Source organism: Marinobacter sp. RI1, assembly GCF_041155085.1.
GTDB lineage: Bacteria > Pseudomonadota > Gammaproteobacteria > Pseudomonadales > Oleiphilaceae > Marinobacter > Marinobacter nauticus.
On the sequence record NZ_AP031605.1, the window covers coordinates 2,745,173 to 2,768,424 of the forward strand.

23 protein-coding genes and 1 tRNA gene are annotated in these 23,252 nt (G+C 57.3%); 9 read left to right on the forward strand and 15 right to left on the reverse strand.

The window, feature by feature from the left end; all coding sequences use genetic code 11:
* Positions 1-7: 7 nt before the first annotated feature.
* The 4 genes from mdoH to ACAM27_RS12345 all read right to left on the reverse strand — a co-directional run bounded on the left by mdoH (position 8) and on the right by ACAM27_RS12345 (position 5,242).
* Positions 8-2,113 (reverse strand): glucans biosynthesis glucosyltransferase MdoH, encoded by a 2,106-nt coding sequence (mdoH, locus tag ACAM27_RS12330; protein WP_369612055.1) that lies wholly within the window; start codon positions 2,111-2,113, stop codon positions 8-10.
* Positions 2,106-2,363, reverse strand: coding sequence for a hypothetical protein (locus ACAM27_RS12335; RefSeq protein WP_011785152.1), 258 nt, complete (start codon positions 2,361-2,363; stop codon positions 2,106-2,108). Before ACAM27_RS12335 ends, mdoH begins: the two co-directional genes overlap by 8 nt.
* Before the next feature lie 14 nt (positions 2,364-2,377).
* Complete coding sequence (locus ACAM27_RS12340) at positions 2,378-3,916, reverse strand: glucan biosynthesis protein G (protein WP_369612056.1); 1,539 nt, start codon at positions 3,914-3,916, stop codon at positions 2,378-2,380.
* 120 nt (positions 3,917-4,036) lie between these two features.
* Positions 4,037-5,242: a ShlB/FhaC/HecB family hemolysin secretion/activation protein gene (locus ACAM27_RS12345; RefSeq protein ID WP_023010400.1), complete on the reverse strand. Its 1,206-nt coding sequence runs from the start codon at positions 5,240-5,242 to the stop codon at positions 4,037-4,039.
* A gap of 319 nt (positions 5,243-5,561) precedes the next feature.
* Between ACAM27_RS12345 and galU the strand changes: the two genes are divergently transcribed.
* A complete protein-coding gene (gene galU, locus ACAM27_RS12350; RefSeq protein WP_011785155.1) occupies positions 5,562-6,398 on the forward strand; it encodes a UTP--glucose-1-phosphate uridylyltransferase GalU in 837 nt (278 codons plus the stop codon).
* 16 nt (positions 6,399-6,414) lie between these two features.
* On the opposite strand, the gene ACAM27_RS12355 is transcribed toward galU, so the two are convergent.
* Positions 6,415-6,831 carry a helix-turn-helix domain-containing protein gene (locus tag ACAM27_RS12355; protein WP_023010035.1) on the reverse strand — a complete coding sequence of 139 codons (417 nt, stop codon included), beginning with the start codon at positions 6,829-6,831 and terminating at the stop codon, positions 6,415-6,417.
* Between the two features lie 118 nt (positions 6,832-6,949).
* Here ACAM27_RS12355 and ACAM27_RS12360 point away from each other — a divergent pair, with 118 nt between their 5' ends.
* The gene (locus ACAM27_RS12360; RefSeq protein ID WP_369612057.1) at positions 6,950-7,816 is read left to right on the forward strand and encodes a RibD family protein; all 867 of its coding nucleotides are present in this window, start codon (positions 6,950-6,952) and stop codon (positions 7,814-7,816) included.
* Here ACAM27_RS12360 and ACAM27_RS12365 read toward each other — a convergent pair whose 3' ends face one another.
* Genes ACAM27_RS12365 through ACAM27_RS12380 form a run of 4 tightly spaced genes read right to left on the reverse strand, consistent with a single transcriptional unit; the run spans position 7,817 to position 12,068 of the window.
* Positions 7,817-8,788, reverse strand: coding sequence for a lysylphosphatidylglycerol synthase transmembrane domain-containing protein (locus tag ACAM27_RS12365; RefSeq protein ID WP_023010033.1), 972 nt, complete (start codon positions 8,786-8,788; stop codon positions 7,817-7,819).
* Complete coding sequence (locus ACAM27_RS12370) at positions 8,770-10,689, reverse strand: glycosyltransferase family 4 protein (protein WP_369612058.1); 1,920 nt, start codon at positions 10,687-10,689, stop codon at positions 8,770-8,772. The genes ACAM27_RS12365 and ACAM27_RS12370 overlap by 19 nt, the downstream gene beginning before the upstream one ends.
* Positions 10,676-11,074: a 6-carboxytetrahydropterin synthase gene (locus tag ACAM27_RS12375; protein WP_023010031.1), complete on the reverse strand. Its 399-nt coding sequence runs from the start codon at positions 11,072-11,074 to the stop codon at positions 10,676-10,678. Before ACAM27_RS12375 ends, ACAM27_RS12370 begins: the two co-directional genes overlap by 14 nt.
* A gap of 13 nt (positions 11,075-11,087) precedes the next feature.
* The gene (locus ACAM27_RS12380) at positions 11,088-12,068 is read right to left on the reverse strand and encodes a zinc-binding alcohol dehydrogenase (RefSeq protein ID WP_369612059.1); all 981 of its coding nucleotides are present in this window, start codon (positions 12,066-12,068) and stop codon (positions 11,088-11,090) included.
* A gap of 111 nt (positions 12,069-12,179) precedes the next feature.
* On the opposite strand from ACAM27_RS12380, the gene ACAM27_RS12385 reads away from it, so the two are divergent.
* The 6 genes from ACAM27_RS12385 to ACAM27_RS12410 all read left to right on the forward strand — a co-directional run bounded on the left by ACAM27_RS12385 (position 12,180) and on the right by ACAM27_RS12410 (position 17,037).
* Positions 12,180-12,935 (forward strand): CDP-alcohol phosphatidyltransferase family protein, encoded by a 756-nt coding sequence (locus ACAM27_RS12385; protein WP_369612060.1) that lies wholly within the window; start codon positions 12,180-12,182, stop codon positions 12,933-12,935.
* Positions 12,916-13,518: a YceI family protein gene (locus tag ACAM27_RS12390; protein ID WP_023010028.1), complete on the forward strand. Its 603-nt coding sequence runs from the start codon at positions 12,916-12,918 to the stop codon at positions 13,516-13,518. The genes ACAM27_RS12385 and ACAM27_RS12390 overlap by 20 nt, the downstream gene beginning before the upstream one ends.
* Before the next feature lie 129 nt (positions 13,519-13,647).
* Entirely contained in the window at positions 13,648-14,712 is a 1,065-nt protein-coding gene (locus ACAM27_RS12395; protein WP_222447988.1) for a hypothetical protein, read from the forward strand.
* A gap of 40 nt (positions 14,713-14,752) precedes the next feature.
* Positions 14,753-15,841, forward strand: a complete 1,089-nt coding sequence (locus tag ACAM27_RS12400) for a hypothetical protein (protein WP_369612061.1) — start codon at positions 14,753-14,755, stop codon at positions 15,839-15,841.
* Positions 15,842-15,957: 116 nt separating this feature from the next.
* Positions 15,958-16,917, forward strand: coding sequence for a DMT family transporter (locus ACAM27_RS12405; RefSeq protein WP_369612062.1), 960 nt, complete (start codon positions 15,958-15,960; stop codon positions 16,915-16,917).
* Between the two features lie 43 nt (positions 16,918-16,960).
* Positions 16,961-17,037: transfer RNA gene (locus ACAM27_RS12410), tRNA-Val, on the forward strand.
* Positions 17,038-17,145: 108 nt separating this feature from the next.
* Here the strand turns inward: ACAM27_RS12410 and ACAM27_RS12415 are convergent.
* Both ACAM27_RS12415 and ACAM27_RS12420 read right to left on the reverse strand, forming a co-directional pair.
* A complete protein-coding gene (locus ACAM27_RS12415) occupies positions 17,146-18,099 on the reverse strand; it encodes a hypothetical protein (RefSeq protein WP_369612063.1) in 954 nt (317 codons plus the stop codon).
* 271 nt (positions 18,100-18,370) lie between these two features.
* Positions 18,371-18,544 (reverse strand): DUF2897 family protein, encoded by a 174-nt coding sequence (locus ACAM27_RS12420; RefSeq protein ID WP_011785168.1) that lies wholly within the window; start codon positions 18,542-18,544, stop codon positions 18,371-18,373.
* A gap of 157 nt (positions 18,545-18,701) precedes the next feature.
* Between ACAM27_RS12420 and ACAM27_RS12425 the strand changes: the two genes are divergently transcribed.
* Entirely contained in the window at positions 18,702-19,505 is an 804-nt protein-coding gene (locus tag ACAM27_RS12425) for an RluA family pseudouridine synthase (RefSeq protein WP_014421275.1), read from the forward strand.
* 52 nt (positions 19,506-19,557) lie between these two features.
* Here the strand turns inward: ACAM27_RS12425 and ACAM27_RS12430 are convergent, their stop codons facing one another.
* From ACAM27_RS12430 to bamC, 4 genes are read right to left on the reverse strand one after another with little or no spacing between them, the layout of a single operon-like run.
* Positions 19,558-20,565, reverse strand: a complete 1,008-nt coding sequence (locus ACAM27_RS12430; RefSeq protein WP_011785170.1) for an NAD-dependent epimerase — start codon at positions 20,563-20,565, stop codon at positions 19,558-19,560.
* A 52-nt stretch (positions 20,566-20,617) separates the two neighbouring features.
* The gene (locus ACAM27_RS12435) at positions 20,618-21,358 is read right to left on the reverse strand and encodes a TIGR04219 family outer membrane beta-barrel protein (protein WP_369612064.1); all 741 of its coding nucleotides are present in this window, start codon (positions 21,356-21,358) and stop codon (positions 20,618-20,620) included.
* 33 nt (positions 21,359-21,391) lie between these two features.
* Positions 21,392-22,105 (reverse strand): phosphoribosylaminoimidazolesuccinocarboxamide synthase, encoded by a 714-nt coding sequence (gene purC / locus ACAM27_RS12440; protein WP_011785172.1) that lies wholly within the window; start codon positions 22,103-22,105, stop codon positions 21,392-21,394.
* A gap of 41 nt (positions 22,106-22,146) precedes the next feature.
* Positions 22,147-23,241: an outer membrane protein assembly factor BamC gene (bamC, locus tag ACAM27_RS12445; RefSeq protein ID WP_369612065.1), complete on the reverse strand. Its 1,095-nt coding sequence runs from the start codon at positions 23,239-23,241 to the stop codon at positions 22,147-22,149.
* Positions 23,242-23,252 lie beyond the last annotated feature (11 nt).

Genomic DNA, 23,252 nt, shown 5'->3' on the forward strand with positions numbered 1-23,252 from the left:
TGATTGTTTACAGATCCTGCAAACCTTGCGCGTGCAGTACGAGATTGCGAACGCGTTGCCCCCAGAATGAGTCCGAAGGCGCACTCCAGGCTCGCCGATGCAGGGCTGTCAGTGCCTGCGGGTCTTCCAGCAAAAGCGAAAGCCGGCCCTTTTCGATTCCCCGGTAGCCTCGGCTGACGCAGGCATCGAGCTCTCCCTCAATGACTTCTTTCTTCAGGCCCTTGGCGCTACGCCCGGCAAGCTGGCGGTGCAGCCGATTGACCTCAGGGACCAGTACCGCCTGTTCCACCGGCGTGAGAGCAACCTCACTCTCTGCTTCCTCTCGAAAGCCCCGTGCATCATCAAGCAACGGCATACGGGTTCGCTCTTCAGGTGTTAACAATATGCCCCTGCGACTCAGGGACTCACCGCTGCTTGACCGGCTCAGCCAAACCGTTGTTGGCGCTGCCAGTGCCAGAGGGACAGACACGGGTAATGACCATAGAAAGAACATCGGGTCCAGGGTCCAGGCAAAGGCCGACCAGGCACTACCGATGATAAGTCCGGGCAGATGTCGCATAGCAGCCTCCCGCCAACCGGTCTCCTCGGTACGATTCTGGCCTGCCCAACTCAGCCGAACGTTTAACAGGGCCGAAACGACGGAATGACTGTGGGCAAGCATCCGGATGGGGGCGAGCAACACTGAGACGACGATTTCGAGCAACACGCTGGACAACAACCTTAAAAAGCCGCCAAATCCACTCAGAGCCCGATGGGCGACGACGTCAACAATTGCCAGAAACTTCGGCAAAAACAACAGCGCCATGGTGCTGACGACCAGGGTGATGGCCCATGTCGGCCGCCATTCTGGCCATAAAGGAAAGGGGCTCTCACGCCCGTCCGGAAAATAATCGATAGGCGCAATGGTCAGTTGCACAGCAGCAATCGTTGTCAGTACCAGGAACAACAACCACAACGGTGACGACGCGTACGCCATGATGCCATTCAAAAAAGCAAAACGATGTGCCAGGCGCAATCGAGGCGAGAATAGCATCAGCGCTGCGTGCTGCAGATTCCCTTTCGACCAGCGCTGATCTCGGGCAAGTTCGTCATCAAGCGTGGGCGGAGATTCTTCATAGCTGGCCCCCAAAGCCGGTTCCAGCCAGACTTCATACCCTGCTCTCCCCAGAAACGCCGCCTCTACGAAATCATGGCTCATGATCGGGCCTTGCCAGATACCAGCGCCTTTGAGCTTTGGCAAACCACAATGCGCCATAAATGGAGCAACGCGTATCACAGCGTTGTGGCCCCAGAATGCAGCATCCCCCATCTGGATGGCAGCCAGGCCCGTGGCGAAAAGCGGCGAGTAAAGCCGATTGGCAAACTGTTGGATACGAGCAAACGCGGAGCGAGCGTTAATAATGGTAGGAGCAGTCTGAAGGATACCAACCTGCGATTCCCGGTTCATCACCTGTACCATGGTCCGAATAGTGTCACCGGCGAGGAGGCTATCGGCATCCAGAACGACCATATACTGATACTGACTTCCCCAGCGCCTCAAGAAATCAGCCACGTTGCCGCTTTTGTAGTTGAGATTAACCCGACGCCGGCGATAGAAGAGCCGACCGTGAGCGCCGAGCTCTTCCACCAGTTTCAACCAGACCTGCTGCTCTTGCAGCCAGACATCAGGATCCTGACTGTCTGAGAGAATATAAAAATCAAAATCATCCAGGCGGCCTGATCGCGCCAGATCGAGGTAAATGGCTTTGAGCCCCTTCAGCGTCCAGCTTACCGGCTCGTGATACAAAGGCATGACAATTGCGGTTTTCGACAGCGGCGTTGCCGCCAGCTCATTCGGCGTATGGCGCTTCAGTAACGATGCCCGATCTCCGCCCAGTAAACGCAGCAGGAAGCCGTATACTGCGATCCAGAAGCCAAAGGCAATCCAAAGGTAAAGCACCGCGAAAACAGCAACAATCAGCCACTCCACCACGTTGCCCCCGTGATAAGGCAGCACCTGGAGCAGAAACCAGGACGCCAGCCCCGTCTGTCCAGCCACAAACGCAGTCAGCACCAGGCGTCGGATCGTCGCCTGCAGGTGCCAGGAGCGGGACGCGGTCGCTGACTCAGTCATCGGTGAAATACCCGATACTGCTGCGGCGAATCGGCGGAGCTACCGGCGGAATACTTGGCTCACCCAACTCGAAGTAGTCAGGAATGCGGGCCAAAAGGTCCTCAAACCGAACGCTGTGTTCGTTTCCGGCGACGCCGTCCGCGAGCAAGGCCAGCGCGCCATTGAACGTTCTACGGTCGTTACTGGCGCCACTCAATTCAAGGTACACCAACAGCTTTCCCAGCAACTGGTAAGAGGTTTGCGCGTCCATACGATCCTCCAGGATCAGGGTTCTGCCCGCAGGCCTGTCCCGGGCGGCAAGGAATAGCTCCACGTCTCCGTGGCGACCTCATCATCCACCATCAGAAAACCCCGCAGCTGAAGTATCTGATCCGGCGCGGGCTTGGCCAGGATCGACAATCGCCAATGATTCTCTGGCGCTACCCACTCCACAAAGTGTTCAAGCACCTCAACACCCTCGCCCCCGGTCACTTTGCTGACTACGGGAGACTCCGCGTTGAGTTCCGACAAGGGACCGCCGGCAAAATCCACCAGAATCCGATAGGCACCGGCCTGATCACCGCCGCCTATACGATCCCCTGCGCCGACGAAGGTGTTTACCACTTTTCCGCCAGGATGTGGCGCCACGCCGGGACCGCCAAACTGAATCGAGTAGTTCAGATCCCGCGACGTGCCTGCGGACACTTCACCTCCCGGACTCCAGAAAGCGACTATGTTGTCATTGGTCTCGTCGTCGGTAGGAATCTCCACCAGAACCACATTTCCTTTCCCCCAGTCCCCCTCGGCGCTCACCCAGGCGCTAGGCCTGCGCTCATAGCGGGCTTCCAGATCTTCGTAGTGACGAAACTCCCGATCACGCTGAATCAGACCAAAGCCGCCGACACGACGGACACTGTGGAAACTTGCGGCAAGTCGATCCGGGTTCATCAGCGGGCGCCATAGCCACTCGCCGGTTGCATCATCATGGATTAACAATCCGTCTGAATCGTGCACCTGGGGGCGCCACTCACCAAGCGGCCTGGGAGTATGTTCCCCGTAATAGAACATCGAAGTGAGTGGTGCGAGCCCCAGCAACTCGATATCTTCCCGCATAAACAGGCGGGCTTTCACATCTACCCGGGTCTGCTCTCCGGGGTAGACCGTGAACTCATAGGCCCCGGTCAGGCTTGGACCATCCAACAATGCGTAGACACGAACATGGTCGCTGTCGAGAGCGGGGCGCTCCAACCAGAACTCCGTGAAATCGGGAAACTCCTCACCGGTCGGCAAACCCGTGTCTACAGCGATACCCCGCGCAGATAGCCCGAAAGAGGTTTCCTTACTGACGCCGCGAAAATAGCTTGCGCCCGCGAACACCAGGAACTGATTGGCTACGTCGGGACCATCAAAAGGGAACGTCAACTTGAGTCCGGCATAGCCTAGATCGGCCGGCACCCGTTTTCTGAGCGCCTCGTCGTCGACATTGAACAGACTCTTATCGAACGACAGTGAATGGACGCCCTCGCTGTCCACTACGTGGATGCTTACTGGACGGGTGTAAAATTTACCAGCGGGAATGAGCATTACCTGGAAACGGGAATCCCCTTCTCGCCAGAGGCTTTTTGAAGGATCAAAGCGGATAGACTGGTATTCGTCGTAGCTCAGGCCTGCCATGAAGTCGGGAATTCCAGGGACCGGCTCGTACGCCGCACTCGCCTTCGATTTCGCTTTTTCCACAACATCCTGAAACTGGAACGCCTGGGCATAAAGGGGAGCAAACAAGAACAATCCCAGAACCACCAGACCTACTTTCCCTGCGTGCATCGTTTCCTTCCTCGGTTCACGGTTTGTCCATTCAATGTAGCACCGCGCCCGAGGGCTGCTACAAGTGACAAGTTCGTAAGCGAATCGAAATCAAATGAAACGACGTGAGGCAGAGTTGCTTCAGATCTGCAAGCTCATGGTAAAGCGGACATCCGGTTGATCAGGTACGGCTATGGCATCTGTGGTTGTGTTCAGCACCCGCCCCAGGCTGACATCGGCGCTGAACTGCCGCGCAGATAGCCCCCATGAGACCTCTCCCGACGTCACATGCCCCGCCTGATGCTGCTGAAATGATTCATCGGGAATCCAGCCGCGCAGAACAGAAAGGCGGACACTGGACGACAGCCTGGGAAAAAACGGAATATCGAATTCCGGGCTACGGCTACCCAGGCGCAGCCACCCACCTTCGGCTACGCTAAGTGACTGACCATTGAAACCCGCCACCAGCCCTGACCCGGCAACCCTCAGGTGCTGAGAACCCGGAATATCGGCAGACGCCAACTGGTATTCCCCGTCCAGTCCCCAGTGCCAGGCCAGTAACTCTCGGTCAAGCGATGCACTGAGAACCATGCGCCCAAACTGCTCTTCACGCCGCCCCTGTTCCGAATCGGTCGCACGCTCTATCTCGGCCTCAATACCCGTGACCGCACGCAGTCCGCTGCTCAGGTCAAAACCACCGTACAGATTGTGATGTCCGTTAGCCTCAAACCCCACAGTCGATAACTGGTAACTGGAACGATGCACTTCATCCGTTCTTCGGGTCCAGTACTGGTTTACGGAAGAGTATCCGGCACGGCCGAGGAACTGGTAGCCGAACGTAGAAAACAGGGCTCGCCTGCCGGTGATAGTGAGATCCCGGGTGCGTCCTTCTTTCTGAAAACGGGAACCGTCTGCCCTGGACACCTCTTCATAAGCGGTATTCCGAAGTTCAATATCCAGATGGTTACGCCCTACCGGAAGGCCATAACTGAAGCCGAGTACTCGGCGCTCATTGCCCACCCGATAGGTCTTGGCGTCACTGTAGCGGACGCCGGCACGATGATTCGCCCAGAAAAGACCATTCAGGCCCACGTTCAGCGCCCCATCCCGATGATCGGTGTCCCGGTTGGTGCGCCCGGAAAACTTCATTTTGGAGCGCAGCCAATGTTCACGGGTCAGCTTCAGACTGTTCTCGGGAAGCAACGCCTGCCGGCTGGTTTCCGGGGTATCACCATCAAGCGCCGTCTCTGAACCGTAGGCTGGCAGACACCAGCTCGCTGTCGCGCACAAAAACAGTGCAGACAATGAGAAGTGACGAACAGGCAGTTTGAAGATCGATGGCGGCACTCTGGAAAACCCGAAGCAATGTCAATTTCATGTAAACCCATTAATTCGGTGAAACTTTAAAAGATAGGCCGCTCTCAGGCCACCATTATCATCATAAATTTACAAATTTAATGTTACGTAAAATCATGTAGTTAAAAGCGGGAGTGAAACAATTTTCTAGGCATTTCAGTCACCCCGGACAGATCGGAACCAGTCGACAGAATTACCAGAAATCAACACTCGGAAATGAAACCCTCCAACTCGGCATACAACTTGGTTACACTTGGCACGCTTTGTGGGTAAACAAAGCAGTAAACCACCTGATTAAGGACGAACAATCATGATCAAAAAGTGCCTCTTCCCGGTTGCCGGATACGGCACCCGTTTCCTTCCGGCCACCAAGGCCATGCCCAAGGAAATTCTGCCGATCGTTAACAAGCCACTGGTGCAGTACGGGGTGGAGGAAGCCGCAGATGCCGGCATTCATGAATTCGGCTTTGTCACCGGCCGCGGCAAACGCGCCATCGAAGATCATTTTGATATCAGTTACGAGCTCGAGCACCAGATTGCCGGTACCGGCAAGGAAGGCCTGCTTACCTCTATCCGGGATCTGATCAACAACAACTCTTTTGCCTTCACCCGTCAGAATGAAATGAAGGGACTGGGCCACGCCATCCTGACTGGCCGCAACCTGGTGGGCGACAACCCGTTCGCCGTTGTGCTGGCGGATGACTTCTGCGTGGGCCCGGAAGATGGTGACGGCGTTCTGACCCAGATGGTCAAACTGTATAACCAGTTCCGCTGCTCCATTGTGGCCATCGAAGAAGTACCGGAAGACGAAACCCACAAGTACGGTGTAATCGCGGGTGAATCCATGAAGGATGGCCTTTACCGTATTACCGACATGGTGGAGAAACCAGCACCGGAAGACGCGCCCAGCAACCTGGCGATTATCGGGCGCTACATCCTGACCCCGGACATTTTCGACATTATCGAGCGTACACCGCCGGGTAAGAATGGTGAGGTTCAGATTACCGATGCCCTGCTGGAGCAGGCGAAGAATGGTTGCGTGCTGGCCTACCAGTTTAAAGGTCAGCGTTTTGACTGCGGCAGCATCGACGGTTTCGTGGAGGCCACCAACTTCGTGTACGAGAACATCTACAAGAAGGGAAAATAGAGGCGACCCGGGCCCTTTAGCGCCCCAATAGCTGCAACACCATGCGCCGGTTATCTGCACTTGCCTTGCGGAACCGGCGCAACAGCTCGATTTCGTCATCACTGAGCTGGATTCGATTGATCTCCTGCTCAAGCTCTTTCAGCGCCACTGACAGATCATCACTGTTGCTGAACGCCAGCCCCGGCAGTTCCAGTTGCCCATCCTCACCGTCATCGTCCATATCCAGCAGACGTTCCAGAGGTGTTTCGGTTTTCAGGCAAAAATCCAGCAATTCACTAACCCCGGGGTACCCTCTCTGGCGTGCGTCCGTCGCCTCCCAGCTGCGGACACGGGCCTCGTCCACGCCACACATTTCGGCCACATCCCCCAGGGACAACTGGCCCTGCTCCCGAATACGACGCAGACGACGGTTAAAAGATTGCAGGTACCGCATGGCTCCGTGCCCCTGAAAAGTTGGCCGAAAAAGTGAATCAAACCGGAAATGTATCGTACATATAGCTTTGGACACAATCTGCCTATACTGAAACGAACAACGAACGAGCAGGTACCACATGGCAAATGACGCACTGGACACCGATAACGCCTGGGATCTGGTACTCAGCGCGATCAACCGGAGCAATATCACCCTGCCCATGCCCGGTTCTGATCAACCCGCGGTGAAGATCAACGGCAAAAGCTGGGAACTCGTTCAGCCGGCATCCGAACAGGCGAGGAACCTGCTATCGTTGTTCCTGCCCTTGTGCCAGCCCGTCACCAATAACATCCGGGTGATCGGCCAGCTTGGCCAGAGCCTGGATGGACGGATCGCCACGGTCACCGGTTGCTCCCGGTTTATCAACGGTGACGACGGCATCACCCACCTGCACCGAATCCGCGCCCTGTGTGACGCCGTGGTGGTCGGTGCCGGAACGGCCAGCACCGACAATCCGCGCCTGACCGTGCGCCGAACCTCTGGCCGCAACCCGGTGCGCGTCGTGATCGACCGCCGGCAGCGGGTGCCTGCCAGCCACCACCTGTTCACCGACGGCGATGCTCCTACCCTGCACCTGATTGCCGGCGATTATCAGCCAGGCCCCAAAACGCTGGATCCGACCGGGGTTACAACAGTGCCTTGCCTGGGCTCCGCAGAAAACGAAACCCCTGCTTCTCCCGAACGTATCCTGCAGGTGTTACAGGATTTTGGACTTCGCAAGATTTTTATCGAGGGCGGAGGCGTTACCGTCTCGTCTTTCCTGAAGGCGGGATTACTGGACCGCTTACATGTGATGGTTGCCCCCATGATCATCGGCAGCGGCCGGCCAGCGTTCTCCCTGCCGGAGATTGACCAGCTGGATGAAGCGCTTCGCCCCAAAGCCCAGCTGGTTAACCTTGGTAGCGACATGCTCTTTGATCTGGCGTTCGACACCGCCAAACCCTGATTACCGGCGGACAAGCAGCGCCAGCGCGCCCGGCAAGCTCACCAGAAACACCGCCGCACCATAGCCAACACTCAGCGCCACGCCCTGCTCTGCGGGCAACCCCACCAATGGCCATAGAATGGCCGCTACACCTTCTCTGACGCCCCAGCCGGACACCGTTACCGGCATAACCATGGCCAAAAGCAGCAGCGGGCACAGGGCCACGACCAACAGCCAGGGTGTGCCGTCGGCAAACAAGTCCATGCCCGTGGCCATCAACATGAACACCGCCATATAGGTCAGGAAAACCAGAACCGAGGTACCAACCTGCACCAGGGCATTCCGACAACCCAGAAAAGCCCGACGCACATCCCCGCTTAATCGTCGGACATAACGCCTGAACCGGGCCCCGAACCCCGTCATAGAGACCAGCAAAACCCCGAGCACGGCCAACGCGGGCAGAATCAGCCAATAGCCCAGGTTCAGGGATACGCCTGCGTCACCGACCTGGCTATTTAACTGCCCGGTCCACCAAAGCCCGGACACCGCAATCAGTACAACCGGTACCAGCACCAACTGGCCTGACAGGCGCTCCAGCACAACCGCATGGACAATCGCTAATTGCTGCAAACGCTTCGCCGAACGGCTGTGGCGCCAGGCTCGATTTACGTCCCCCATCACGCCCCCGGGAAGCACCTGATTCAGAAACCCGGCCAGGTAATACTCCCGAAAGGCAAAGCCAAAGCCCATGACTACACCGAGCCGGTTCGCGGTATACCGCCAGCGCCAGGCCGACAGTGCGATCTGAATCAGCGAGACCACCAATACCGCAAGGACGATCGTTGGCGGAACCATCGCCAGCCTCTGGGCTAGCCTATCGATGTCGACGAAAACAAAAACAATCCCCAGGAGCAGCAAGGTGACGCACCAGCGAAACACCCCTCGCCCAAAGCCGGGGACCGGCCTCTCCGGGTTCAGACCTGCTTCGGCCATGCCAGCAGATCCGTATGGCTCACGGTAATGACGAGGGCGCCGGTATCCAGCTGTTGCCGACGGGTTTCGAGCCAGGATTGGATATCGTTCGCCTGTTCCGGCTGCTGTTCTGTGGCAGCCTCCGCCCAGCCCTCAAGCAACATTGCGGCGAGGCTGGCCTGCTCACCCGTCAATACCCAGGGACTATCTGCCGTTTGGATGTGATAGCCCTTGTTAGACATCAGACGGCTCAAACAGGCCGTGGCGTCCGGGCCGAGCGCAGCGCCACTGCCCTTCTCCCGATGTTGATGGGCATTGACCAGAGCGCGCAGTTCGTCATCGAAGGGATGTGCAGGTTCCAGGGTAAAATAGCCGCTGTAAGTGATGACGACCAACAATGCCGACTGACGTTTGGCCACCGCTGCAGACAAGGCGCTCAACCAGGGTTCGGAAACCAGGTCGACCAAGGCCGAAGACGTCACCAGGTCGGCGTCTGCGGGCAACGCCGTACTGAGGTTATCTTTCGTCAAGACCATTGTTTCCAGCACAGCCGGTGCATCCAGCTTTTCAACCCGCTGAAGGGCGATCCCGGCCAGGGTTTGGTCCGGCTCAACCAGAGTCCAACGCTGGGGTACCGGTAGTTTCGGGCTAAGGTAGACGGGATTGGAGCCCCGACCGGTACCGAGATCCACAAGGTGAAGGGGCGCCCCCGGTTTACTACCCGACGCCCGACAGTCATATCGTTCGGTAAGCCATTCGGCGAGTCGGGCCGTCAGCCCATCATCACGGGCCTGGTGATCGGCGGGCTCCCTTGCTTCCAGCCAATCCGCGGCAAATTGAACCGGATTACGCGGCCTGCCCTTTTCCAGCCCGGCAATGAAATCTTGCGCGGTTTCAGACCAGCGACGGATCTCGCACCGGGCCTGCATGACGCCGGCGACCAGTGCTTCAACGGCATCCGGTTCCGCAATCAGCCGGGTCAATCTGGTGGCCAGAGCCGCTACATTGCCCGCTTCATACAACTCAACCCCTGGTTTGGCACCAGTCAAAGCCAGCGCGCCACCGTCGGAACTCAACACCGGCAGACCGGCTGCGAGGGCCTCATCGATGACCATGCCATAGCCCTCGTAAAGCGAGGGAAACACAAACAGATCGGCTTGCTGATAAGCCTTCAGCACATCTGCTTCTCCCAACTCGCCAGCAAACTCAACGCGGCTTTCCAGCCCGGATTCACGGACCAGGGCACGAACCCCCGAGGCATAATCCGTGGCTCGCCCGGCACTGCCAACCAGCCTCAAGCGCCAGTCCAGATGTTTGAGTTGAGCAAGCGCCTGAATCAACTGATGCTGCGCTTTTCGTGGCGACAGATGACCGACACACAACAGGTGAATCGGCCTGGTGGCATCATGCCGGTTAATCCGGGGCGACTGCTGAAAAAAAGCGTCGTCGACAGCGGGCAAGGCAGTGGTCACCCGCGCCGGCGTCACCCCGAATGCCTGCAGCCGTTCCGCAGTGTAGTGACTGGTGGTAAAAACGGCGCCGACACAGGTCAATGCCGTCGATTCCGAGTGCTTGAACCAGGCTTGCTCCTGCTCACTCAGGCCGTTCTCATCCGCCAGCGGGTGATGCACCAGCGCCATCAGGTTCAACCGGCTCTGGTGTCGCTGTAAAACCTCAGGCAGGCCGCCCATCGCCAGGCCATCCAGCACGACCCGGGTTCCGTCCGGCAAGTCCGCAAGGAACCGATTCAGCGACTGCCGGGCAATATCATCCGGTTTGGGAAACATTCCCTCCAGGCCGGTTAACTGTACCGGAATGCCCGCCTTGGCCAATGCCTCGACCAGGCGCCGAACATAACGGTAACCGCCGGTGTTCTGGCCAGGGTCTCCCGGCACCACGAACCAGAGTTCAGATGCCGGCATGGTAGCTGGCCCATGCGATGTGCGACTCGCTGAGGGTCACTTTCAAGCTGACTACGCCTTTTCCGTCCTCACCCAGCCGGCCGGCGTGAATGGCCGCCGCCATGCGGTCGAACACCACCTTGGCCATGAACTCTGTGGTGGTGTTTCGTCCCGCAAACTGGGGAATATCGTCCAGGTTCTTCATGTTGAATTCCGACAACACGTCCTTGAGCAACGCCGAAGCCTGCCCGATGTCGACAATCAGGTCGTTGTTGTCGAGCACGTGGCGCTCGAAAGTAACATCCACCACATAGGTTGCGCCGTGAACGCCCTGGGCAGGCCCGAAGATCTCACCGTTAAAGCTGTGGGCGATCATCATGTGATCACGAACGGTCAGGCTGAACATAGTCTCTCCCTGGTTAGTAAACGATTCGGTGGCAAAGCGCATCGGCGCCCGGCATCAGGATATCTCTGGCGACTTTCGGAAGCTGGTCAAAGCTCGACTCTCCACTGATCAGCGCATCCAGAACCGGCTCTGACAGCAGGGAAAGCGCCAGTTCCAGGCGTCGGCGATGGTGCCAGCGCGGTCTGCGCTCCGGCGATAGCTGGCCCACCTGGCTTGATTTCAGAGTCAGCCGGTTCGGGTGAAACGCGTGGCCCAGCGGCACGGAAACAGGCGTGTCTCCATACCAGCTCAATTCAACCACCCGGGCATCCGGCCCCGCCAGCGACAAGGCTTTGGCCAACCCCGAGGGGTGCCCGGAAGCATGAAATACCAGGTCACAGTTCTGGATGTCCGGCTCGGTAGTGAACCGTACGCCAAGGGCTTGAGCCACCGATCTTCGCCCTTCATTGGTATCAACCGCAATCAATTCCACGCCGGGAATGCGATTGACCAGCCAGGCCACCAACAAGCCCACTACGCCAAGACCAATCACCGCGACCCGGTCACCAACCGCAGGCTGCCCATCCCAGACTCCATTAACGGCGGTCTCCATGTTGGCCGCCAGCACTGCTCGCTCGGCTGGAACCTTGGCTGGCAAAGGCAGAACCGCGGATGCGGGCACCGCGTATCGCTGCTGGTGAGGATAGAGGCAGAATACGTTCTGCCCCAGCAGGGCTTCCGGCCCGTCCACAACCTCTCCTACACTGGCATAGCCGTATTTCACCGGAAACGGAAATTCGCCTTCCTGAAACGGTGCCCGCATTCTCTGGTATTCGTTTTCAGGAACCTGGTTGTTATAGACGAGGGATTCCGTCCCCCGGCTGATGCCGGAATAGCGGGAACGAACGATCACATACGGTGTTTCAGCAGCGGGAAATGTCGGCTCGGGCACTGGCCCTAACCTGGCCTCCTGATACCCGGTAATCCAAAAGGCAGTGTTGTTCTCAACGTCCATGAATAGTCCATTTGATGAATGGCCGCGTACGCAAAAGCAGTCTCTCCAAACTATAGTCATAGAATGGGAGCTTGCTAACGCCACTCACAGGCTATACGGACGCAATGGCGTATGGATTCCACCAGCACCTCAATGAAAGGAAGTTTCAGCCCCATCAGTGATCTGATCCTGGGAATGCTGGGCCTGGCTGGCGTTTCGTTTTTTCTGGCCAAAGCCTTTGATCTGCCAACCGGCTTCTGGTTAATCACCTTTGCGTTCTATCTCGGGCAAAGTGTCCTTGTCCTCCGGCACTGGCGTTGGAGAGCCGACTTCGGCTGGGCCAACCGCGCCACGCTGCTGCGCTCGGTTCTGGTGCTGGCACTGGTTGGCTGGGCTCCGTTCTTCGGTGACCACTCCTCTTCAGCAGCCTCACCCGCGCTCTGGAGTTATGCGGTTATCAGCCTGATCGCTCTGTTGTTGGACGGTGTCGACGGCAAAATCGCCCGGGCAACAGGAAGCCATAGCGCCTTCGGTGCCCGTTTCGATATGGAGCTGGACGCGCTCTTTATCCTCGGGCTGTGCGTTGCCACACTGGCTCTGGAGAAAGCCGGTAGCTGGGTACTTGCCCTGGGCCTGATGCGCTATCTGTTCATATTGGCCAGTTGGCCGCTGCCCTGGCTGAATAACCCGCTGCCAGACAGCTTCCGACGGAAGACCATCTGTGTCTGGCAGGTGGTCACACTGATGGTCGCCGTTGTGCCCATTACCCCTGCATTGTTCGCCAGCCTGACGCTCGGGCTCGCTCTGGCGTTGCTTGCCTGGTCCTTTTATCTGGACGTGCGCTGGCTCTACCAAAGGAGACAAAATCATGAAACTGTCATTTCCTGAAGCTCTGACAACCTCAATCCTGCTGGCCACCGCTACCAGCGTGTCTGCAGAGCCGGCTAAGTTCGAAGTGGACGAAGAGCACTTTTCCATGAGCTTCGAAATCATGCATATCGGTTATGCCCCGGTGATGGGCATGTTCCGGGATATTGAAGGCCAGTTTGAATACAACGAAGAAACCGGAGAACTGAATTCCGGGAAGCTGGTTTTCAAAGCCAGCAGTGTCTTTACCAACCACGATAAACGGGACGACCACCTCCGCAAGCCCGATTTTCTGGACGCCAGCAAATACCCGGAGATTACCTTTGTGGTGAGTGACTTTGAAAAAACCGGTGACAATACTGGCGTAGTGACCGGCGACCTGACCTTGCTGGGGCAGACCCGACCGGTCGATGTGAATGTCACCCTGAACAAGGCCGCGGAGTATCCCATCGGCCATGAAGACTACACCCTGGGCATAAGCGCGGAGGCTGTCATCAACCGCAGCGATTGGGGCATGACCTACGGCCTGGAAAATGGGCTGGTGGGAGATGAGGTACAGCTGCGCTTCGGCTTTGAGGCCATCAAAGACAGCGGCTGGTTCTGACTTTGAGAACCGCCTCTCAAAACGACACAAAACCTCCGCAATTCCGGCCTAAATTTTTGCCGTTTAGGACAATCCGACCCTATGGTTAAAAGTTAACCCAACCATCAACAACAATAACGGGGTCTGACAATGCCGTACCGGGCATTAAGCCTAACCCTGGCCATCACCGCCGGTGTGGCCGGCACCGTGTGGCTGCTCTCTGCCGAGAACGAGGGCAGCTTCCGGGGCCTGCTGCAAGACACCAACTCTTCCGCGCCCCAAATGGTTGCTAACCAGGATACCGTAGCTCCGGCCACACCTGCCGGGCCTGTTCCCGAGCCACCCTCTGAAAATGCGCTGGGCTTCATGCTGGCAAGTGTTGCAGAGGAATACCAACAGACCATTCGGTACCCGGATTATTCGGTGCCGCTGACCAAAGCTCAGGCAGAGGCTTACCAGGGCAACCGCTACCACCCGGTCGTGCTCCCGCTCGAGGGTGATGGCCGCTTTGTGGTGACGCTGGACAAATTCCGCTTCAGCCAGGGTGAGCCGATTCTGGTGGTGGCGTCACTGAATGGTCGTCAGGTGTTCGGCCAGTCTCTGTCCGCCACCCTGGAGACGGCCGGAGAGCGGGGCCGGGTAGCCTCTGCCGAGCTTGAGAATGCAGACCCCGGTTATTACCAGGGCACCGTCAGTTCCGATCATCCCCCCGGCGAGTACCGGTTGATTGTGGAGGCCCGGGTAGACGGCAAGCCCGTTCGACATGTGTCTTCACTGACCATCGAACCCGATCTGGGCAGCTTCGAGGGTCTGGAAACCGCCTATGTGTCTGGGAACGACCTCGTCATCCCTGTGCGCTTCGACCCGGAACAGTCTGGCTATTACGCCCTCTCTGCACAGCTCTACAGCGGCGAAACCCCGCTTGCCCAATTGCAACAGGAAACGTCTCTGGGCAGCAGCTCGGCCGTCATTCGCCTGAAAGCCCATGGCAGCGTGTTAGCCAATCGCGACATTCAGGGCACCCTGCAACTTAGGCATTTGCAGATACGCCGGTTACCCGCCGCCCCGGGCGACCGCACCGACTACGCCTTCGGTCCCGAGGAAGGCTATGAATTTTCACCGCCGGATCTGGACGGCCTCCAAAACCAGCCGGCGATGAATCCCGAATCAGAACAACGGGCTGCCCTGCTACGGCAGCTGGCGGACAAGTTCTGATAACACCACAACAATAAATCGGAAAGAAACGGAGCAACCAATGACAATGAAAAGAAGAGGATGCCTGACGCAAACCGCCCTCGCGACAGCGCTGGCTGGCGGCCTGTTTGCCACTGGCGCAAGTGCGCAGTTGGCCGGCCACAATGTGATTCTGGTTCACGGCTTCATGATGGATGATCTTTCCAATCCACCGGCCAACTTCCAGGAAGTCCAGCAGGCCGGCGAAGATAACTGGCGGGAATACTGGCTGAACCGGGCCGAAGCCCGTATCGACTGGGCCAGCAATGGCCGGGTAGAAGGCCAGATCGCCCAGCAGGCTTTTCAGCAACTGCGGCAGATCAGTCAGCAAGGGCTGTGTAATGACTACTGCGTTGTTGTTACCCACTCCACCGGCGATCTGGTAACCCGCCATCTGCTGGAAAACCAGGCGCGCTGGCTGCAATCGGAAGGCCTGCAACCGCTGAAAATCCTGGCAGTACTGGACATGGCCGGTGCCGGTGGTGGCACGGAACTGGCCGACCTGGCCGTGAGCATTGCCTACAACGACAGCTGGTACAACTGGCCGGTGAAACAGGCAGTCAAAGCCTTTACCGGCATTGACCCGGAGCCGGATAATCTGGGTGTGGTCAACGACCTGCAGACCAACGTTGCCCGCAACCTGGCCGTCAGCCCCAACAGCATTCCGCGCCTGCGGTTCGTTGGCGGTGGCTCATCCTACGGAGGTATCACCAAACCCTTTATTGATGGCACCGACGATGGCGTGGTTCCCACCCATTCAGCCTGCGGAGCAACCAGTGCCAGCGGTATTGATTCCTGCTCCAACAGCATCAGCCTGGCCGGTAAAGTCAGCGGACAGAACGGCCCGTCCGGGTTGTATTACAACCACTACCCGGTGCTGATGAGCGAGGGCGCCAACCATGGCGACGTGATCAATACCCAGACCGGCAACACCGCTGTCCCCGTGGTGAACAACACCACCCTGAACGGCCTGCGTGTGGACTTCGCCAGCCGCACCTACAATCAGCGTGCGTGGTGGCAGTTCTGGGGCTCTGGCGATCAGTACATTGAAGTGCCGAACTCCAGCCAGACCAGTCTGTCCAATCTTGTCTACACCACACTCAACAACTGATCGATCGTTGTTGCAAAGGCTCAGGGATGAGCCACTCCCTCGGTTTTCGCTGCTATCTTTTTTAGTTCGCAAACTATAGATTGAGCCCTCTGATTTCTATTGATGCCGGTTCAATCATGTCTGACGCCCACAAATCTGATCTTTACCTGGTACTCGTTACCCTGCTGGCGGCGATTGGCTGGATGCTGTCTAAAGAGGCGGTTTTAATGATGCCGCCCCTGATGTTCATGGCGGCTCGCTTTCTGATTGCCGGCGCCTTTCTCGCCCTGCTGGCCTTACCCTCACTGTTAAGGCTTACCCGGGACCAGATACTCCGAAGCCTGGGCGTGGGCTTTGTGTTCGGCATTGCCATGACCTGCTGGATCATGGGGCTGTATCACACCGACAGCATGGGCGAGGGCGCGTTTCTGACCAGCCTGGGCGTGGTGATTGTCCCGATCATTGCCCGCATAGTATTTGGCGAACAGCAGCCTTTGAGCACCTGGCTGGCGATACCGATTGCGGTGGCCGGTCTGGCGCTTTTGTCCCTCGAAAACGGCTTCAGGCCAGACCCGGGGCAGCTCTATTTCGTTCTGGCGGCAACCATCTTTGCCCTGTACTTCACGCTCAATACGCGCGCCGCCAACCAACGCATCGTGGTCGACAAGCAAGGCAAAACGGTGGAGAAAAAGAAAGTACCGGCACTGCCGCTGACGGCCATTGCCCTGCTTACCGTTGGGACCGTGACCTTGGCGGAGTCCGCCATCAGCGAGCGTTGGACTCACATACTGACCAACCCCGAACCCATGCTCTATGTCTGGGTACTGGCCAGTGCCTTGATTGCCACAGCGGGACGTTTCCTGTTGCAGACCTATGCCCAGAGCCTGTCGGTGAACAGCCACGGTGTAGTGATACTGGTATTGGAACCGGTGTGGGTTGCTGTCTTCGCGGTTGCCTGGTTCGGCGAAACCATGACCCTGCTGCAAATAGCCGGCTGCGCGCTGATTTTTGCCGCGCTTCTGGTCAATCGCTGGAACGCCCTGAGCCGCGCCATCAAGGCCCTGATGAAAGCGAAAAATCCGCGGCAAAGAGGTTGACCAGGGCACCCGAAATCCGTATATTTCCACCCCGTTGCAGGACAGGACCATAGCTCAGTTGGTTAGAGCGCTACCTTGACATGGTAGAGGTCCGCGGTTCGAATCCGCGTGGTCCTACCAATCCTGCAGAAGAAGTCGCTTACAGCTTTGCTGGGCGGCTTTTTTTGTGCCTCGCATTTGCTGTTAGCAGTCGTAGAGGGCAGACCAGAGAAGCCTGCCCTCCTCCGGTCAGAAGTACAGAACCACACCTATTTCACTGCAATCGTCATAACTCTCGACAACGGCACCATCAACCCAGACCGCAACTGCCTTGGCGGTACCGCCTGCGCTGCTACCAAAGCGAACCTCGGCCTCACCGTTGCTGGACAGTTTTACGATTCCGGACACCGGGCACTCCAGGTTGGAGGAAAACTCCACCGGATCCGGGGTCTCCAGCTTCATGTAACCACCAATCGCCGAGCCGACAATGGTGGCGCGAACCGAATACTCCGAGTCTGCATCCGTTCCCGAATCCCGGTTCTGAGCGTCGGCAATGGCGACGTAGCGCTTACCCAGCATCATCTCGTATCGTTTGATATCCCGAACGTAGCGCCAGCTCGTGACTCCACCATTCTCATTCAGATAATCGCTCATACGAAGTGCGCCACTGAAACGAAGCGACTCACCCGTGCGCTGGATTGTTCCGGACAGATCGTCCATGTAAGAACTATTCCAACTGGCAGCGGTTTCCGATTCGGCGATCAGGACGCTTTCGTAGATGGTGCTGCCACTGATCATAATAGGGCCATGGGTCGGGGTATCCAGTACGCATCTGCTGAATCGGGTGGTCTCCTCCAGGGAGTTCTCAGTCTCTGTCCAGCGGATTTCCAGGTTACCACCACCCGCACATGGGTAAGTGCCCTGCTCCAGGACCGACATATCTTGAATAGCCGACGTGTACTCATCAATAATTGACCACCCCAACGCAAGATCGTCGCGGAGGCGTATCAAGCCTTCAGCACCGCTATCTCTGGTTATCGATACTGATTTTTGGGCAAAGTTCTTGTTGTCGTAGCTCAACTGAGGCCCAGTCTGCTCTTCAGGCTGATCATTACCTCCACCCCCGCTTCCGCCACCGCAGGCAGATAATACAAGCACCATGGGCAACACGGGCCCCCATCCAATACGGCTCAACTGGATCATGTTCTTTCCTTTTTTCTTATGATTTCAGGCTTATTCTTCAGGCGCGATCACTGCCATTCCCGAGGCGATACAGTCTGTGCGCTTCTGGTTGCGGCATTGATGAAAAAGACGGGATAACTCTTGCAGGAATTGCGCACTCGTAGCGGCGACATCCGGTGTCGTCTAGTCCATATCCGGGCAGTGATGTCTAATCATGCGACATATCGTTAGGTCGCGAAAGGTTCAGGCGGGGGCAGACTCAAAAGTCGTGGACTGGTTCATGGTTCTGGCGCTACCAGCTATCCCCCTCTTTTTTATCTTTCGCGTCCTGTTCTGCTTTGCGCTGACGAATCTTCTCAAGCTTTTCTTTGGGGATTTTCATATTGGCCCCATCTCTGAGTAACAGTAGGCTTCCCACAATCATCGCAAATGCGGCGAGTATAAACAGCCAGCCAATCATTGGCATGTCGATATCTCCTTGAGGTGGCTTTTCATCAGTGTACACCCTCAGAGCTCACTGTCATCAATGTGCCTTGAGGTACAAGCGCCTTGTCGATACTTTTCCCGCTCCGTATCATTGCCGGCAATCATCTTGGATCTTCTCCTTCCGGATAAAAACGCCGATGCGCAAACAGTTTGATGTCACCGTAGACCAGAGCACGACGGCTGTGGATGCGCTTGCAGGCGCCTCGGGCCTGCCCAAGCAGCGCATCAAGGATGCCATGGCCAAGGGCGCGTGCTGGTGGACACAGAAGGGAAAGCAGGTACGTTTACGCAAGGCCAAGCGGGAACTGAAACCCGGCACCCGTATCCAGCTGTTCTACGATGATCAGGTGTTGGCGCGCAAGCCGGAAACACCGACGCTGCTGGAGAACAAAGGACGTTACAGTGTCTGGTTCAAGCCCCACGGGCTTTTATCACAAGGGTCTCAATGGGGCGACCACTGCAGCCTGCTGCGCCTGGCGGAAATTGAACTGAACACACCCTGCTTTCTGGTACACCGCCTGGACGCCGACGCTGCAGGTCTGATGCTGATTGCCCATGACGGCAAGGCTGCGGCGGCCCTTTCAGAATTGTTTGCCGGGCGAGCCATGACCAAGATCTACCGGGCGCGGGTCGCCGGCAACCTGATGGCGGATGATCTTCGCCTCGACACACCACTGGATGGCAAGGACTCAATCAGCCGCGTGACGACACTGAGCCGGGATGAGGAATCAGACACAACGGACGTGCAGGTACGAATCGAAACCGGCCGTAAACACCAGATCCGTCGACACCTGGCCGGCATTGGCCACCCGATTGTGGGAGACCGGCTGTATGGCGCGGCATCTGCGGGTGGCCTGCAACTCACCGCCGTTGAATTGGCTTTCCAATGTCCTGTTACCCGGAAAGCACAGGTATTCAGGCTTCCGGAACAGCGACCATAAACAAATAAGGCCAGCGTCTCGGCTGGCCTTATTCATAAGCGATGATGGACGCTCAGGCGTTGTAAAAATCCCGATACCAGTCCACGAAGTTGGCAATGCCCTCTTCCACCGTGGTAGACGGCTTGTACCCCACATCGTTGATCAGGTCATCGACATTGGCGTAGGTGGCCGGCACGTCACCCGGTTGCAACGGCAGCAGATTCTTCTCAGCTTTCTTGCCCACCCGCTCCTCAATAATCTCGATAAAACGGGACAACTCCACCGGGTTATTACTGCCGATATTGTAGATTCGGTAAGGCCCCTTGCTGGTGCCCGGATCCGGCTGGGCACCGCTCCAGTCCTGGTTCGGCTGGGCTACGTTGTCCAGAGTGCGGATAACGCCTTCGACGATGTCGTCGATGTAGGTGAAGTCCCGCTTGTGATGCCCGTGGTTAAACACGTCGATGGGCTCACCGGCCAGGATCTTTTTGGTAAAGATAAACAGCGCCATATCCGGCCGGCCCCAGGGGCCGTAAACAGTAAAGAACCGCAGCCCGGTGGTGGGCAGGTTGTACAGATGGCTGTATGTATGGGCCATCAGCTCGTTGGCTTTCTTGGACGCCGCGTACAGGCTCAGCGGATGATCCACGTTATCGTGCACGGAGAATGGCATGGTCTCATTGGCCCCGTACACGGAGCTGCTGGAGGCATACACCAGGTGCTTGACCTCGTTATGACGGCAACCCTCAAGGATGTTCATGAAGCCGACCAGATTGGCATCCACATAGGCATGAGGGTTCTCCAGGGAATACCGGACTCCGGCCTGGGCTGCCAGGTGCACTACCCGCTCGGGCTTGTGTTCACGAAAAACCGCTTCCATGGCCTCGCGGTCGGCCACGTCCTGTCGTACTTCGGTGAAACCGGGCTTGTTCAGCAGCCGGGCCAGGCGTGCTTCCTTGAGATTGACGTCGTAATAGTCGTTGACGTTGTCCACGCCAATCACTTCATCGCCACGATCGAGCAAACGGTGAGCAAGATGCGAGCCGATAAAGCCGGCGGTTCCCGTAACGAGGATTTTCAAGATCTGTTCTCCATGAAAAATGGCGCCCGAAGGCGCCTTTTAGCGGTCCTGGTCAGAACGCCACGCCAACACTGGCGAAGGGTCCGGACATTTCGACATCCAGTTTGTCGTCATCATCTTCATAGTCGATGGCCATCTGACGATAGCCCGCCCGCAGCTGCAGCATGGCGAATTCGTACTGGCCATAAGCGTTGAAGTCGTGCAGAGAGTCGCCGCTGTAGCTGATGAAATTGCCCTCTGCACCTACGGACACGCCAGTTAACGGCAGGTCAAAACGGGCGGCGAGGTAGCCCATAGGGACGAGGGCGTCGACGGAGGTTTCACTTACTTTTGTGGAAAGCGGAGTCTGATCGCGAAGCACAAGCTCACCATCAAATCGGCGTGCAGTCAGGCCCAGATCCAGATTCACCCAGTTATCAAGTACTTCGTAATACAGGGTCACATCCAATTGATCGATATCCAGATCGGACTTAACTTCCGCACCAACCGGTATGTCATCAAACGCTTCCAGCCCGATCTCACCACGCCCACTCTGGGAAATGCTGGTGTAATTCAACCTTACGTTCGGCAGCACCGGAATCGGATGCTCGAAAAACGCCGTGAAGTTCGCGTTGCTGTCGCTGTCGAGGTTGAGATCCTTTTCAATATCAACGGCCGAATCCTTGTTGACCACTTCGCCAGAGAAATCGGAATCCCAATAGCTAACGTTGGCGCCAACGCCCAGTACATCAGCATTGGCCAGCGGAGCGGCCAAAGCCAGTGAGCCACCTACAACAATCATCAGTTTACGCATAACGCACCCGTTTCTTGTGGTTGTATTGCCCGGTCAGTCAAACTTTATGCCGAGACGACGACCGACTTCTTCATAGGTTTCGATCACTTCACCAAGGCCCTGGCGGAAGCGATCCTTGTCCATCTTCTTGCGGGTTTCCTTGTCCCAGATACGACAGCCATCGGGGCTGAATTCGTCACCCAGAACGATCTGGCCACCACTGCGGCCGAATTCCAGCTTATAGTCCACCAGCAGCATGCCGGCGTCGTCAAACAGTTTTTTCAGTACGTCGTTGACCTTATAGGTCAGCTCTTTCATCCGGGCCAGCTCATCGGCCTTGGCCCAGCCAAAGCTGACTGCCAGGGATTCGTTCACCATCGGATCGTGCAGCGCGTCGTTTTTCAGAAAGAGCTCAAAGGTGGGCGGGTTCAGCTCCAGACCCTCTTCCACGCCAAGGCGACGGCACAGACTGCCCGCAGACACGTTGCGCACCACACACTCAACCGGGATCATCTCGAGCTTCTTGACCAGGGACTCGGTATCAGACAGCAGCCCTTCGAAGTGGGTAGGTACGCCGGCCGCTTCCAGCTTTTCCATGATGAAGGCATTGAACTTGTTGTTCACCATGCCCTTGCGGTTCAGCTGTTCTTTTTTCTCTCCGTCAAAAGCAGAGGTATCGTCGCGGAATACCAGAACAAACCGTTCGGGGTCGTCCGTGCGGTAAACCGATTTTGCCTTGCCGGCATAAAGCTCTTCGCGCTTTTCCATTACTTTCTCCAAACGGCCGGTGGCCACGGCCACCCCGTTAATCAATACAGATGTTCAAAGAGTTGGGTGAGCAGATCTGCTGAACTGCGTTCACCCTCGTAGCTGTCGTGCTGCTCGGCGGTAACGCTCATGGCGTCGGCACCCGGCTGAATCCGGATTGTGTGGGTGTGGACCGGCTTTTCAGCATCGCTGAACCACGAGAACCAGCCCGGACTGCGCTCGTCTTCCGTGCGGAAATCCACCTGCAACCAGCCTTCACTGCGATTCAGATCCAGTACCGGCAGCCCCATTTCCTCCAGGGACCGATTGACCTCTGCCCAGGTGCGGCCGAAATCCAGTTCCACCCGAATGGCAACCGCTTCATCCTGTTCCGACTGCAGGCGCACCAGCGGCTCGGACACCATGCCTGAGGCCGCCCGCGAGAAGGATTTGTTGTCCTCACGCTGTTTGAGGAAATCCCCCAGCTCGGCCAACAGCACCCGTTGTTGTTGCTCGAAGGTTGCATTGGTCACCGTGCTACTGTCCCAGGGCAGAAGCTCTTCCGGAGCTTGCTCCAGCTCCAGAATACGCACGCGGATTTCGGTGGTTTTACGCCGAATGCCAGGGGCCAGGCGGGCCTGCATCACCACCTTGGGTTCTGTGGCGGTCGGATTATCGGCGAGCCCCAGCAGCGTACGGCTGCGCTTGCTGAAGTTCGCCAGTTCACTCTGAATAATCCCAAGTTGAGGACTGTCATGGGCAATGCCCAGGCCGCTCTCATTCATCCAGGCACTGACCACGGGCCAGAGTCGTCCTGGCACCTCATTGACCAGCAGCCAGATACGGCCGTCCAACTCTTCAATCACATAGTTTTCGTCCAGAATCTCGGATGTCATATCCGGCGGACGGGGAATCGACGACGGGTAAAGATTGCGGGAATCGGCGGTGTTGATTGACCGTATCGGCATGGTCTCGCTCAGCCGGGAGCTGTCGAGGCCTTCAGGCACCTGAATCGGCTCGCCTTCCGGTGCGTTGACATAGCCTTCGGAACGATCATCGATCAGGCTGCAACCGGCCAGGGCACTGGCAAGCACCAATGCCGAAACAGGTCGAGCGAACAAAACGGTTTTCTTACGGGCTCTTGCAGGAACCTGCATCGGGTTACTCC